Raw genomic sequence first — 13,147 nt, 5'->3', positions numbered from 1 at the left:
AGTTCACTAGCTCAGGCGTTTGTTTTTTGTTTTTCCACAGCTGAAAGCAGGGATGCGCGCTGTGTCATTCCAAAAGAATCGGCCGATGAGGCTGCCGGTTGTTCTGGAATGGCATCGTGTTCCGGGTTTTCAACTGTCCCTTGCCACCCGGGGTGGGTGGCGATGAGGCTGGCCCTCGGGTTGGCCAAGCAGCAGGAGCTGAACATGAGCATTTTCAACAAAGTCACCAAGACCTTCCAATGGGGTCAGCACACCGTCACCCTGGAGACGGGTGAAATCGCCCGCCAGGCCACTGGCGCCGTGCTGGTGAACATCGACGACACCGTGGTGCTGGCCACCGTGGTGGCTTCCAAGGGCGCCAAGCCGGGTCAGGACTTCTTCCCGCTGACCGTTGATTACATCGAGAAGGCCTACGCCGCCGGCAAGATCCCGGGCAGCTTCTTCAAGCGCGAAGCCAAGCCCAGCGAACTCGAAACCCTGACCAGCCGCCTGATCGATCGCCCGATCCGCCCGCTGTTCCCCGAAGGTTTCTTCAATGAAGTGCACGTGGTCATCCACACCGTGTCGCTGAACCCCGAAGTCGACGCCGACATTGCCGCCCTGATCGGCACCTCGGCCGCCCTGGCTGTGTCGGGCATCCCCTTCAACGGCCCGATCGGTGCCGCCCGCGTGGGTTACATCAACGGCGAATACGTGCTGAACCCGGGTCAGACCCAGCGCAAGAGCAGCCAGCTGGATCTGGTGGTGGCCGGCACTGAATCGGCCGTGCTGATGGTCGAATCCGAAGCGCAACAGCTGTCCGAAGACATCATGCTGGGTGCCGTGGTGTTCGGTCATGAACAAGGCGCCATCGCCATCAACGCCATCCATGAACTGGTGCGCGAAGCCGGCAAGCCGGTCTGGCAATGGGAAGCTCCGGCCAAGGACGAGCCGCTGATCGCCAAGGTCAACGCCCTGGCTGAAGAAGCCCTGCGCGCCGCCTACCAGATCCGCAACAAGCAAGCCCGCACCCAAGCCTGCCGCGAAGCCTATGCCGCCGTGATGGCTGGCCTGAAGGCCGAGGGCGTGGAGTTCGACAGCGTCAAGGTCGAAGGCCTGCTGTTCGAGATCGAAGCCCGCATCGTGCGTGGTCAGATCCTGGCCGGTGAGCCCCGCATCGACGGCCGCGACACCCGCACCGTGCGCCCGATCGAGATCCGCAACTCGGTGCTGCCCCGTACCCACGGTTCGGCCCTGTTCACGCGTGGTGAAACCCAGGCGCTGGTGGTGGCCACGCTGGGTACCGAGCGCGATGCGCAGCGCATCGACGCCCTGGCTGGCGAATACGAAGACCGCTTCATGCTGCACTACAACATGCCTCCCTTTGCCACCGGCGAAGTGGGCCGCATGGGCAGCACCAAGCGCCGCGAAATCGGCCATGGCCGTCTGGCCAAGCGTGCTCTGGTGGCGGTTCTGCCGACCAAGGAAGAGTTTCCGTACACCATGCGTGTCGTGTCTGAAATCACCGAATCGAACGGCTCGTCGTCGATGGCTTCGGTCTGCGGCGGCTGCCTGTCGCTGATGGACGCCGGTGTGCCGATGAAGGCCCACGTGGCGGGCATCGCCATGGGTCTGATCAAGGACGCCAACCGTTTTGCTGTGCTGACCGACATCCTGGGCGATGAAGATCACCTGGGTGACATGGACTTCAAGGTGGCCGGTACCACCAACGGCATCACTGCCTTGCAGATGGACATCAAGATCCAGGGCATCACCAAGGAAATCATGCAGGTGGCGCTGGCTCAGGCCAAGGAAGCCCGTCTGCACATCCTGGGCAAGATGCAAGAGGCGATGGGTGAAGCCAAGACTGAAGTGTCCAACTTCGCTCCCAAGCTGTTCACCATGAAGATCAACCCCGAGAAGATCCGTGACGTGATCGGCAAGGGCGGCGCCACCATCCGTGCGCTGACCGAAGAAACCGGCACCCAGATCAACATCGAGGAAGATGGCACGATCACCATCGCTGCCACCGACGGCGCCAAGGCGGATGAAGCCAAGCGTCGCATCGAGCAGATCACGGCCGAGGTCGAGATCGGCAAGATCTACGAAGGCCCGGTCACCAAGATCCTGGACTTCGGCGCCCTGATCAACCTGCTGCCTGGCAAGGATGGTCTGCTGCACATCAGCCAGATCGCTCACCAGCGCGTTGAAAAGGTCACCGACTTCCTGTCTGAAGGTCAGATCGTGCGTGTCAAGGTTCTGGAAACCGACGACAAGGGCCGCGTCAAGCTGTCCATGAAGGCCTTGGCCGATCGTCCGATGCATGGCGAAGCTGCTCCCCAGCAGCAACAACAGCAACAGTAATTCCGGTTGAGAGGGCTGCCTGCCGGCTGGGCTGGTGGGTGGTCTTCGGTGAGAGGTCTCATGAAAGCCATTGAAATCACCACCTACGGTGCTCCCGAGGTGTTGCAGCCTGCAGAACGTCCCGAGCCTGTTGCGGGTGAGGGTGAGTTGTTGATCCGCGTTGCGGCCAGCGGGATCAATCGTCCTGATGTGCTGCAGCGCACCGGCAACTACCCCGTGCCACCTGGGGCTTCGGATATTCCGGGCCTGGAGGTGGCAGGTGTGGTGGTGGCTGGCGATTCGGTGGCCATGGCTGAGGCCGGTTTGCGCATCGGCGATGCCGTGTGCGCACTGGTGGCCGGCGGGGGGTACGCTGAGTTGTGCGTGGCGCCTGTGGGTCAGTGCTTGCCGGTGCCGCAAGGTTGGACTGCTGTTGAGGCGGCCTCCTTGCCTGAGACCTTTTTCACCGTCTGGAGCAATGTCTTTGATCGTGGCCGCTTGCAGGCGGGTGAGACCCTGTTGATCCAGGGTGGAACCAGTGGCATCGGGGTCACGGCCATCCAGTTGGCCAAGGCCCGCGGGGCTCGGGTCATCGTGACTGCTGGCAGTGACGACAAATGTGCGGCCTGCCTGAAACTGGGGGCCGACCATGCGATCAACTACAAGACCCAGGACTTCGTGCAGGTCTGCAAGGAACTCACGAATGGCCGGGGCGTGGATGTGGTCCTTGACATGGTGGCCGGAAGCTATGTGGCCCGAGAAGTCGAGGCCCTGGCGGAGGATGGTCGGATTGTGATCATTGCCGTGCAAGGTGGTGTCAAGGCCGAGTTCAATGCCGGCATGGTGCTGCGCAAGCGTTTGACGATCACGGGTTCAACCTTGCGTCCTCGTCCGGTGGCGTTCAAGGCGGCCATTGCCCGCTCCTTGCGGGAGCAGGTCTGGCCGGCATTGGCGCGTCGGGATATTGCCCCCATCATTTTTGCTACGTTCCCTGCTGAACAGGCGGCCCAGGCGCATGCGCTGATGGAGTCTGGTCAGCATGTCGGAAAAATTGTTTTGACCTGGTGAGTTCATGAAAAAGAAGCTGATTGCCGGCAACTGGAAAATGAATGGCAGCCTGGCTGCCAACGATGCCTTGGTTCGTGCTGTTGCGGCCGGTGTGGCTGATGCAGCAGCCGAGGTGGCGGTTTGTGTGCCGGCGCCCTATCTGGCGCAGGTGGCTGCCTTGCGTGGTCCGGTGGCTCTTGGGGCTCAAGACCTGTCGGCGCATGAGTCGGGTGCTTACACGGGCGAAGTGTCGGCTGGCATGCTGCGCGATCTGGGGGTGCACTACGTGATCGTGGGGCATTCCGAGCGTCGCCAATACCATGCCGAGAGTGACGATCTGGTGGCGCGCAAGGCTCAGCGCGCGCTGGCGGCAGGCCTGGTGCCCATTGTCTGTGTTGGTGAGACCCTGGAGCAGCGTGAGGCGGGGCAGACCGAGCTGGTCGTCAAGCGTCAGTTGGCTGCGGTGATCCACCTCAATGGCCACTGCATCAGCGAGATCGTCGTGGCTTATGAGCCGGTCTGGGCCATTGGCACGGGCCGGACGGCGACGCCTGAGCAGGCCCAGGCGGTGCATGCCGTTTTGCGGGCGCAGCTTCAGGCGGCCACGCCCCGTGCTGATCGTGTCAAGCTGTTGTATGGCGGCAGCATGAATGCGGCCAATGCAGCCGAGCTGTTGGCCCAGCCGGATATCGACGGCGGCCTGATCGGTGGAGCGTCGCTGAAGGCGCCCGATTTCCTGACCATTGTGGCTGCCGCATCTGCGTTGGCTGTTTGATTTTTTATCTGGAGTTTTTATGAACATCATCACCACCATCATCCTGGCGGTACAGATGCTGGCGGCCCTGGGCATGATCGGTCTGATCCTGATTCAGCACGGCAAGGGTGCGGACATGGGGGCGGCTTTTGGCAGCGGTGGTTCGGGCAGTCTGTTCGGTGCCAGTGGCAGCGCCAACTTCCTGTCGCGCACGACGGCCGTACTGGCGGCGGTCTTTTTTGTCTGCACCCTGGCACTGGCCTATTTTGGCAACCTGCGTCCGGCAGCCAGCTCGGGCAGCGTGCTCGAAGGTGCTGCGGTCGTGACGCCTGCGGCTCCTGCAGCCGTGCCTGCGGCTCCTGCCGAGCCGGCCAAGGGTGCTGCTGCAATTCCGACCAAGTGAGCTCTTGATTTTCTGCCCGGCAACCCCAGAGGGGTGGGTTTTTCCGGGTAGAATTGACGTCTGTTCGGAAAGCCAAAACCGCAAGGTCCTCATGCCATCCGAGCAGCAACATCCCGCCGTCGTGGTGAAATTGGTAGACACGCTATCTTGAGGGGGTAGTGGCGAAAGCTGTGCGAGTTCGAGTCTCGCCGACGGCACCAAAATAAAGACCCTTCCAGCACTCGCTGGAAGGGTCGCGGTGATGAAATCCTCCAGATGAACCTTGATCAATACCTCCCCGTTCTCTTGTTCATTCTGGTTGGTCTAGGCGTAGGGGTCATCCCTCAGGCGCTGGGCTACCTGCTTGGCCCCAATCGGCCCGATCCGGCCAAAAATTCCCCTTACGAGTGTGGTTTCGAAGCGTTTGAAGACGCGCGCATGAAGTTTGACGTGCGTTACTACCTCGTGGCCATTCTCTTCATTCTCTTTGACCTCGAAATTGCCTTCCTCGTCCCTTGGGCTGTGTCTTTGACCGACACCGGCTCGGGTGGCTTCTGGACCGGGGTGGTGTTCCTCATCGATCTGCTCGTGGGCTTCATCTACGCGTGGAAAAAAGGCGCGCTGGATTGGGAATGAGCGAAAGCATCAACAAGGACGCATGCAATGATTGAAGGTGTCATGAAAGAGGGCTTTGTCACCACCAGCTACGACGCGGTGGTGAACTGGGCAAAGACGGGGTCCTTGTGGCCCATGACCTTCGGGTTGGCCTGCTGCGCGGTCGAGATGATGCACGCAGCGGCTGCGCGTTACGACATTGGCCGCTTCGGTGCTGAGGTGTTTCGCGCCAGCCCGCGTCAAAGCGATTTGATGATCGTGGCGGGTACGCTTTGCAACAAGATGGCACCGGCTCTGCGCAAGGTGTATGACCAGATGAGCGAGCCGCGCTGGGTGCTCTCCATGGGCTCCTGTGCCAACGGTGGTGGCTACTACCACTACAGCTACTCCGTGGTGCGCGGTTGCGATCGCATTGTGCCGGTGGACGTCTATGTGCCTGGCTGCCCCCCGACGGCAGAGGCCCTGATCTACGGGATCATGCAGCTGCAACAGAAAATCCGTCGTACCAACACGATCGCCCGGGTCTGAGATAGCGCCATGACACAGATTGCAATCCAGGCGGAAGCCCTGAAAGACGTGATTGTTGCCGCCCTGGGCGACAAGATCAAAACAGCTGTCATTGCGTTGGATGAGGTCACCATCGAGGTGGCTTCGGCCGATTACCTGGCCGCCATGCAGATTCTGCGGGATGCGCCCACTTGCCGTTTTGAGCAATTGGTCGACCTGTGCGGCGTGGACTATTCCACCTATGGCGAAGGCACTTGGGACGGTTTGCGTTATGGCGTCGTCAGTCACCTGTTGTCCGTCAGCCTGAACCAGCGCGTGCGCGTGCGGGTGTTCTGCCCGGACGACGACGCGCCGCTGGTGGCCTCTGTCGCCGATATCTGGAACTCTGCCAACTGGTACGAACGCGAGGCCTTTGACCTGTACGGCATCGTCTTTGAAGGTCATAACGACTTGCGCCGCATCCTGACAGACTATGGTTTCATCGGCCATCCTTTCCGCAAGGATTTCCCGATTTCGGGCCACGTCGAGATGCGTTATGACGCCGAGCGTCGTCGCGTGGTGTACGAACCGGTCACCATCGAGCCGCGGGAGATCACGCCCCGCATCATTCGTGAAGACAAGTATGGAGGCCTGCACTGAGGCGCTCCGCCTTGTGTGATGCATCATGGCTGAAATCAAAAATTACACTCTGAACTTCGGGCCTCAACACCCGGCAGCCCACGGCGTTTTGCGTCTGGTGCTGGAGTTGGATGGCGAAGTCGTCCAACGTGCTGATCCTCACATCGGTCTGTTGCACCGTGCCACTGAAAAGCTGGCAGAGCACAAGACCTTCATCCAGTCGTTGCCCTACATGGACCGGCTGGATTACGTGTCGATGATGAGCAATGAGCACGCTTACTGCCTGGCCATTGAAAAGCTGCTGGGTCTGGAAGTGCCTGTTCGCGCTCAGTACATCCGTGTGATGTTCTCGGAGATCACCCGCCTGCTGAATCACCTGATGTGGCTGGGTTCGCACGGCAACGACATCGGTAGCTCGACGATCCTGATCTACACCTTCCGCGAGCGTGAAGATCTGTTTGACATGTATGAAGCCGTGTCGGGCGCACGCATGCATGCGGCGTACTTTCGTCCGGGCGGTGTTTACCGCGATCTGCCGGACTCCATGCCGCAGTACAAGGTCAGCAAGATCAAGAACGCCAAGGCCTTGGCCGAGCTCAATCAGAACCGCCAGGGTTCGATGCTCGACTTCATTGAAGATTTCACGCGTCGTTTTCCGAAGTGCGTGGACGAATATGAAAACCTGCTGACCGAAAACCGCATCTGGAAGCAGCGTACCGTCGGTATCGGTGTCGTCGAGCCCGAACGTGCCTTGAATCTCGGCATGACGGGCCCGATGCTGCGTGGCTCGGGCTTTGCCTGGGATCTGCGCAAGACCCAGCCTTACGATGTCTATGACCGTGTCGACTTCGACATCCCGGTGGGTAAGACCGGCGACAGCTACGACCGGTATCTTGTGCGTGTCGCTGAAATGCGCGAGTCCAACAAGATCATCAAGCAATGTGTGGATTGGCTGCGTGCCAACCCTGGCCCGGTGATCACGGACAACCACAAGGTGGCACCGCCGGCCCGTGAAGCCATGAAGTCGAGCATGGAAGAGTTGATCCACCACTTCAAGCTCTTCACCGAAGGCTTCCACGTGCCCGAAGGCGAAGCCTACGCTGCCGTCGAGCACCCCAAGGGTGAATTCGGTATTTATCTGGTGAGCGATGGTGCCAACAAGCCCTATCGACTCAAGATCCGCGCCCCGGGTTTTGCCCATCTGGCAACCCTGGACGAAATGGCCCGCGGCCACATGCTGGCGGATGCGGTGGCCATCATTGGCACCATGGACATTGTGTTTGGAGAGATTGATCGATGATCTCTGATTCGACCAGGGCTCGTTTTGCCCGTGAAGTTGCCAAGTATCCCGCTGATCAAAAGCAGTCGGCCGTCATGGCCTGCCTGTCGATTGCTCAGCAAGAGCAGGGCTACGTGAGTGAAGACAGCGAAAAAGTCATCGCTGAGGTGCTGGGGATGCCCGTGATCGCGGTGCACGAAGTCACCACCTTCTACAACATGTACAACCAGCAGCCTGTGGGCAAGTACAAGCTCAATGTTTGTACCAATCTGCCGTGCCAACTGCGTGATGGTTACAAGGCTTTGCACCATCTGGAGCAAAAGCTGGGCATCGCGATGGGTGAAACCACGCCGGACGGGTTGTTCACGCTTCAGCAATGCGAATGCCTGGGCGCTTGCGCCGATTCGCCGGTGATGCTGGTGAATGATCGCACCATGTGCAGTTTCATGAGCAACGACAAGCTCGATCAACTGGTGGACGGCCTGCGCGCTGCCGAGGTGAAGTGATGACCTCCGCTCAAAGCATTCTTTCCCAGTTTCAGGCTTCCGGTGTTGAGACCTGCTTCCATGACCGTCACATCGGGCCGCAGATCTACGCTGGCCTGAACGGCAGCAACTGGAGCATCAAGGACTACGAAGCCCGCGGCGGCTACCAGGCTCTGCGCAAGATCCTGGCGCAGGACGGCGGCGAAGGCCTGACCCAGGACCAGGTGATTGCCACGGTCAAGGAATCCGGCTTGCGCGGTCGCGGTGGTGCGGGTTTCCCGACAGGCCTGAAGTGGAGCTTCATGCCGCGTCAGTTCCCGGGCCAGAAGTACCTCGTCTGCAATTCGGACGAAGGCGAGCCGGGCACGTGCAAAGACCGTGACATCCTGCAATTCAATCCGCACATCGTGATTGAAGGCATGATCATTGCCGCTTATGCCATGGGCATCTCGGTGGGTTACAACTACATTCACGGCGAGATTTTCCAGACCTACGAACGCTTTGAGGAAGCCCTCGAAGAAGCGCGTGCTGCGGGTTACCTCGGCAATAACATCATGGGCAGTGCATTCAGCTTCCAGCTGCATGCGGCTCACGGCTTTGGCGCTTACATCTGTGGCGAAGAAACCGCCTTGCTCGAGTCACTCGAAGGCAAGAAAGGGCAGCCTCGCTTCAAGCCGCCATTCCCGGCCAGCTTCGGTCTGTATGGCAAGCCCACCACGATCAACAACACCGAGACCTTTGCTGCGGTGCCCTGGATCATTCGCAATGGTGGTGCGGCCTACCTGGAATGCGGCAAGCCCAACAACGGTGGCACCAAGATCTTCTCGGTCAGCGGCGACGTCGAGCGCCCCGGCAATTACGAGATTCCGCTGGGCACGCCGTTCTCCAAGCTGCTTGAGTTGGCCGGTGGCGTTCGCAAGGGCCGCCAGCTGAAGGCTGTGATCCCTGGTGGTTCTTCCTCGCCCGTGCTGCCCGCTTCCATCATCATGGAATGCACCATGGATTACGACTCGATTGCCAAGGCTGGCTCGATGCTGGGTTCCGGCGCCGTGATCGTGATGGATGATTCGCGCGACATGGTTGAGAGCCTGCTGCGACTGTCCTACTTCTATTCGCATGAATCCTGTGGCCAATGCACCCCTTGCCGCGAAGGCACGGGCTGGATGTGGCGCGTGATCGACCGAATCTGGCACGGTCAGGGTCGCGATGGTGATCTCGAATTGCTGAACTCGGTGGCTGACAACATTCAGGGGCGCACGATTTGCGCTTTGGGTGACGCCGCCGCCATGCCCGTGCGGGCCATGCTGAAGCACTTCAAGCCCGAATTCCAGGCATTGATTGAGCAAGCCAAGTCGTCAAAGACTGCGCACGCTTGATCGCGAGAGTACATATGGTTGAAATCGAACTCGACGGTCAAAAGGTAGAGGTCAATGAAGGCAGCATGGTCATGCATGCAGCTGAAAAGGCTGGCACCTACATTCCGCACTTTTGCTACCACAAGAAGCTGAGCATTGCGGCCAACTGCCGCATGTGCCTGGTGGATGTTGAAAAAGCTCCCAAGCCCATGCCTGCCTGCGCCACCCCGGTGACGCAGGGCATGATCGTCCGCACCAAGAGCGACAAGGCCATCAAGGCCCAGCAATCGGTGATGGAATTCCTGTTGATCAACCACCCGCTGGATTGCCCGATCTGCGATCAGGGCGGCGAGTGCCAGTTGCAGGATCTGGCCGTGGGCTATGGCGGTTCTTCCTCTCGCTACGAGGAAGAAAAGCGCGTGGTCTTCCACAAGGATGTTGGCCCGCTGATCTCGATGGAAGAGATGAGCCGCTGCATCCATTGCACCCGTTGCGTGCGTTTTGGCCAGGAAGTGGCCGGCGTCATGGAGCTGGGCATGATCAATCGGGGTGAGCATTCCGAGATCACCACCATTGCGGGCGACACGGTGGACTCCGAGCTGTCCGGCAACATGATCGACATCTGCCCCGTGGGTGCCTTGACCAGCAAGCCCTTCCGTTACAGCGCCCGGACCTGGGAGCTGTCGCGCCGCAAGAGCGTGAGCCCGCATGACTCTACCGGTGCCAACCTGATCGTTCAGGTCAAGAATCACCAGGTTCTGCGCGTCGTTCCGTTGGAGAACGATGCTGTCAACGAATGCTGGATTGCCGATCGCGACCGCTTCTCCTACGAATCCCTCAATGGCCCGGATCGCTTGACCCAGCCCATGTTGAAGCAGGGCGGCGAGTGGAAGACCGTTGACTGGCAGACCGCGCTTGAGTACGTGGCCAATGGTCTGAAGCAGATCGGCGCCAACCACGGTGCGTCCAGCATGGGCGCATTGGTGAGCCCGCACAGCACGGTGGAAGAGCTGTTCCTGGCTGCTCAACTCGTGCGTGGCTTGGGCAGCGACAACATCGACTACCGCCTGCGCCAGGCCGAGTTCACTGCGCCCGAGGGCGCTCGCTGGCTGGGCACCTCGATTGCCTCGCTTTCCGAACTGCAACGTGTGCTGGTGGTTGGTTCGAACCTGCGCAAGGATCACCCGCTGTTTGCCCAACGCATCCGTCAGGCTGCCCGCAAGGGAGCTCAGGTCCATGCGCTGTACTCGGTCGAAGCTGACTGGGCGCTGCCTGTCGCTCAGTTCCAGGTGGCGCCGGCCTCCGAGTGGCTGAACACGCTGGCCAGCATTGCGACTGCTGTGGCCGCCGAAAAGGGTTTGGTGGCTCCTTGGGCCGCTGAAGTCACGCCGGCTGCGGCTGCCGTGGCCAAGTCTTTGCTGGGTGGCGATCGCAAGGCTGTGCTGCTGGGCAATGCCGCGGCTCACCATGCCAACGCATCCAGCCTGCTGGCCCTTGCCAACTGGATTGCCCGTGAGACCGGTGCCTCTGTCGGCTACCTCACTGAGGCTGCCAACACCGTCGGCGCGCAACTGGTCAAGGCCCAGCCTCTGGCTGGCGGCTTCAATGCCGCGCAGATGGCTCAGGGTGCCTTGAAAGCTGCCTTGTTGTTGAATGTCGAGCCCGTTGCTGACCTGGCGGGCGGTGAAGCCGCCGTTTCGGGTCTGAACAAGGCCGAAATGGTGGTCACGCTGAGCCCCTTCAAGACCAACCTCGACATCAGCGACGTGCTGCTGCCGATCGCCCCGTTCACCGAAACATCGGGCAGCTTTGTCAACGCTGAAGGGCGTCTGCAAAGCTTCCATGCCGTGGTCAAGCCTTTGGGTGAGACCCGTCCGGCCTGGAAGGTACTGCGGGTGCTGGGCAATATGCTTGGTCTGAACGGTTTTACGGATGAATCTTCGCAAGATGTTCTGGCGCGTGCCGCTCTGGTGCCTGCTGGCAGCCAGCAAGTGGCCAGTGCTCAACTGAGCAACGACACGGGCGTCGCCATCCGTGCCTCGGTGGCCGGTGAGTCGGTGCCGGTGACGGCTGCCATTTACCAGCTTGACGGTCTGGTGCGCCGCTCGCCGTCTCTGCAATTGACGGCCGATGCACGGTCGACCACGAACGAGGTGACCGCATGATCGACGCGCTGTACAACGCCGGACTGGGCTTGCTGCCCGCCAGCTGGTGGACTGCGGCCGCTTGGCCTGTGATCTGGGTTCTGCTCAAGATCGTGGCTGTGCTGGCCCCTCTGATGGGCGCCGTGGCTTACCTCACGCTGTGGGAGCGCAAGTTGCTGGGTTTCATCCAGGTTCGCTACGGTCCCAACCGAGTGGGTCCTGCCGGTCTGTTGCAACCCATCGCCGACGCGCTCAAGCTGCTGACCAAGGAATTGATCCGCCCAGATGCCGCCAGCAATGGCCTGTTCCGTCTGGGTCCGATCATGGCCATCATGCCGGCGTTGGCTGCCTGGGTGGCCATCCCCTTCGGCCCCGAGGTGGCATTGACCAACCTGAACGCTGGCCTGTTGCTGGTGATGGCCATCACCTCGATCGAGGTCTATGGCGTGATCATCGCCGGCTGGGCTTCGAACTCGAAGTACGCCTTCCTGGGGGCGCTGCGTGCCTCGGCCCAGATGGTGAGCTACGAAATTGCCATGGGTTTCTGTTTCCTGGTGGTTCTGATGGTGAGCGGCAGCATGAACCTGTCCGTCATCGTGGCAGGGCAGGCCAAGGGCATGGCCGCTGGCCTGGGGCTGAACTTCCTGTCCTGGAACTGGCTGCCGTTGCTGCCCATCTTCATGGTCTACCTGATCTCGGGCGTGGCAGAAACCAATCGTCACCCGTTCGACGTGGTGGAAGGCGAAGCTGAAATTGTGGCCGGTCACATGGTTGAATACTCGGGCATGGGCTTTGCCATCTTCTTCCTGGCCGAGTACGCCAGCATGTGGCTGGTGTCCATTCTGGCCGTGCTGATGTTCCTGGGTGGTTGGCTGTCGCCGATCGACCACGCCATTTTCAACGCCGTGCCGGGCTGGATCTGGCTGGGTGCCAAGACTTTCATCGTGGTGTCCATGTTCATCTGGATCCGCGCTACTTTCCCGCGCTTCCGCTATGACCAGATCATGCGTCTGGGCTGGAAGATCTTCATCCCGGTCACCCTGGTGTGGCTGCTCGTGGTGGGTTTCTGGATGCAGAGCCCCTGGAACATCTGGAACTGAGTGGGCAAGAACATGACAGTCGCTGCAGCTTCCCCTTTTTCGCTCACGGACTTCCTGAAGAGCTTCATGCTTTTCGAGTTGTTCAAGGGCATGGCCATGACGGGCCGCTACGCCTTCAAACGCAAGGTGACGGTTCAGTTTCCCGAGGAAAAGACCCCTCTCTCGCCCCGCTTCCGTGGCCTGCACGCCTTGCGCCGTTACGACAACGGCGAAGAGCGTTGCATCGCCTGCAAGCTGTGCGAAGCGGTCTGCCCGGCCATGGCCATCACCATCGAATCGGACGTTCGTGCCGACGGTTCCCGTCGCACCACCCGCTACGACATCGATCTGACCAAATGCATCTTCTGCGGTTTTTGCGAAGAGAGTTGCCCGGTGGATTCGATCGTGGAAACGCATATTTTTGAGTACCACGGTGAAAAGCGGGGTGACCTGTACTTCACCAAAGACATGCTGTTGGCGGTGGGCGACCGTTACGAGAGCGATATTGCGGCTGCCAAGGCGGCAGACGCGAAATACCGTTGATCAGCTTCCTCGCCTGA

At 60.4% G+C, this 13,147-nt stretch carries 14 protein-coding genes and 1 tRNA gene; 14 read left to right on the top strand and 1 reads right to left on the bottom strand.

What is annotated here, in order from left to right:
• Positions 1–11: 11 nt before the first annotated feature.
• Positions 12–206: a hypothetical protein gene (locus tag AC07VS_RS20795; protein WP_492348093.1), complete on the bottom strand. Its 195-nt coding sequence runs from the start codon at positions 204–206 to the stop codon at positions 12–14.
• On the opposite strand from AC07VS_RS20795, the gene pnp reads away from it, so the two are divergent.
• From pnp to nuoI, 14 genes are all read left to right on the top strand, one after another.
• Entirely contained in the window at positions 205–2,343 is a 2,139-nt protein-coding gene (gene pnp / locus AC07VS_RS20790; RefSeq protein ID WP_494751839.1) for a polyribonucleotide nucleotidyltransferase, read from the top strand. The two genes, AC07VS_RS20795 and pnp, sit on opposite strands and share 2 nt — an antisense overlap.
• A gap of 60 nt (positions 2,344–2,403) precedes the next feature.
• On the top strand, positions 2,404–3,390 hold the full coding sequence (locus tag AC07VS_RS20785) for an NAD(P)H-quinone oxidoreductase (protein WP_494658193.1): 987 nt from the start codon (positions 2,404–2,406) through the stop codon (positions 3,388–3,390).
• A gap of 4 nt (positions 3,391–3,394) precedes the next feature.
• Positions 3,395–4,144, top strand: coding sequence for a triose-phosphate isomerase (tpiA, locus tag AC07VS_RS20780; RefSeq protein WP_492348096.1), 750 nt, complete (start codon positions 3,395–3,397; stop codon positions 4,142–4,144).
• Positions 4,145–4,163: 19 nt separating this feature from the next.
• A complete protein-coding gene (gene secG, locus AC07VS_RS20775; RefSeq protein WP_492348097.1) occupies positions 4,164–4,526 on the top strand; it encodes a preprotein translocase subunit SecG in 363 nt (120 codons plus the stop codon).
• Positions 4,527–4,641: 115 nt separating this feature from the next.
• Positions 4,642–4,726, top strand: a tRNA-Leu gene (locus AC07VS_RS20770).
• Positions 4,727–4,781: 55 nt separating this feature from the next.
• A complete protein-coding gene (locus AC07VS_RS20765; protein ID WP_019577576.1) occupies positions 4,782–5,141 on the top strand; it encodes an NADH-quinone oxidoreductase subunit A in 360 nt (119 codons plus the stop codon).
• A gap of 27 nt (positions 5,142–5,168) precedes the next feature.
• Positions 5,169–5,648 carry a NuoB/complex I 20 kDa subunit family protein gene (locus AC07VS_RS20760; RefSeq protein WP_019577575.1) on the top strand — a complete coding sequence of 160 codons (480 nt, stop codon included), beginning with the start codon at positions 5,169–5,171 and terminating at the stop codon, positions 5,646–5,648.
• Positions 5,649–5,657: 9 nt separating this feature from the next.
• Positions 5,658–6,266 (top strand): NADH-quinone oxidoreductase subunit C, encoded by a 609-nt coding sequence (locus tag AC07VS_RS20755; RefSeq protein ID WP_494751838.1) that lies wholly within the window; start codon positions 5,658–5,660, stop codon positions 6,264–6,266.
• A 25-nt stretch (positions 6,267–6,291) separates the two neighbouring features.
• On the top strand, positions 6,292–7,545 hold the full coding sequence (locus tag AC07VS_RS20750; RefSeq protein WP_492348099.1) for an NADH-quinone oxidoreductase subunit D: 1,254 nt from the start codon (positions 6,292–6,294) through the stop codon (positions 7,543–7,545).
• A complete protein-coding gene (nuoE, locus tag AC07VS_RS20745; protein WP_492348100.1) occupies positions 7,542–8,030 on the top strand; it encodes an NADH-quinone oxidoreductase subunit NuoE in 489 nt (162 codons plus the stop codon). Before AC07VS_RS20750 ends, nuoE begins: the two co-directional genes overlap by 4 nt.
• Positions 8,030–9,385: an NADH-quinone oxidoreductase subunit NuoF gene (nuoF, locus tag AC07VS_RS20740; protein WP_494658191.1), complete on the top strand. Its 1,356-nt coding sequence runs from the start codon at positions 8,030–8,032 to the stop codon at positions 9,383–9,385. The genes nuoE and nuoF overlap by 1 nt, the downstream gene beginning before the upstream one ends.
• A 14-nt stretch (positions 9,386–9,399) precedes the next feature.
• Positions 9,400–11,529 (top strand): NADH-quinone oxidoreductase subunit NuoG, encoded by a 2,130-nt coding sequence (nuoG, locus tag AC07VS_RS20735; RefSeq protein ID WP_494751837.1) that lies wholly within the window; start codon positions 9,400–9,402, stop codon positions 11,527–11,529.
• Positions 11,526–12,608 (top strand): NADH-quinone oxidoreductase subunit NuoH, encoded by a 1,083-nt coding sequence (nuoH, locus tag AC07VS_RS20730; protein WP_492348103.1) that lies wholly within the window; start codon positions 11,526–11,528, stop codon positions 12,606–12,608. Before nuoG ends, nuoH begins: the two co-directional genes overlap by 4 nt.
• A gap of 12 nt (positions 12,609–12,620) precedes the next feature.
• The gene (nuoI, locus tag AC07VS_RS20725) at positions 12,621–13,130 is read left to right on the top strand and encodes an NADH-quinone oxidoreductase subunit NuoI (RefSeq protein WP_027477194.1); all 510 of its coding nucleotides are present in this window, start codon (positions 12,621–12,623) and stop codon (positions 13,128–13,130) included.
• Positions 13,131–13,147 lie beyond the last annotated feature (17 nt).

It is taken from the genome of Curvibacter sp. GW821-FHT01G03 (assembly GCF_059422285.1).
The sequence above is the reverse complement of the archived record's forward strand: the minus strand, read 5'-3'. Positions and strand labels throughout refer to the sequence as shown.

Coding starts and splice junctions, on each gene's coding strand:
- pnp (WP_494751839.1), top strand. CDS start 205: ATGAGCATTTTCAACAAAGTCACCAAGACCTTCCAATGGGGTCAGCAC.
- AC07VS_RS20795 (WP_492348093.1), bottom strand. CDS start 206: ATGTTCAGCTCCTGCTGCTTGGCCAACCCGAGGGCCAGCCTCATCGCC.
- AC07VS_RS20785 (WP_494658193.1), top strand. CDS start 2,404: ATGAAAGCCATTGAAATCACCACCTACGGTGCTCCCGAGGTGTTGCAG.
- tpiA (WP_492348096.1), top strand. CDS start 3,395: ATGAAAAAGAAGCTGATTGCCGGCAACTGGAAAATGAATGGCAGCCTG.
- secG (WP_492348097.1), top strand. CDS start 4,164: ATGAACATCATCACCACCATCATCCTGGCGGTACAGATGCTGGCGGCC.
- AC07VS_RS20765 (WP_019577576.1), top strand. CDS start 4,782: ATGAACCTTGATCAATACCTCCCCGTTCTCTTGTTCATTCTGGTTGGT.
- AC07VS_RS20760 (WP_019577575.1), top strand. CDS start 5,169: ATGATTGAAGGTGTCATGAAAGAGGGCTTTGTCACCACCAGCTACGAC.
- AC07VS_RS20755 (WP_494751838.1), top strand. CDS start 5,658: ATGACACAGATTGCAATCCAGGCGGAAGCCCTGAAAGACGTGATTGTT.
- AC07VS_RS20750 (WP_492348099.1), top strand. CDS start 6,292: ATGGCTGAAATCAAAAATTACACTCTGAACTTCGGGCCTCAACACCCG.
- nuoE (WP_492348100.1), top strand. CDS start 7,542: ATGATCTCTGATTCGACCAGGGCTCGTTTTGCCCGTGAAGTTGCCAAG.
- nuoF (WP_494658191.1), top strand. CDS start 8,030: ATGACCTCCGCTCAAAGCATTCTTTCCCAGTTTCAGGCTTCCGGTGTT.
- nuoG (WP_494751837.1), top strand. CDS start 9,400: ATGGTTGAAATCGAACTCGACGGTCAAAAGGTAGAGGTCAATGAAGGC.
- nuoH (WP_492348103.1), top strand. CDS start 11,526: ATGATCGACGCGCTGTACAACGCCGGACTGGGCTTGCTGCCCGCCAGC.
- nuoI (WP_027477194.1), top strand. CDS start 12,621: ATGACAGTCGCTGCAGCTTCCCCTTTTTCGCTCACGGACTTCCTGAAG.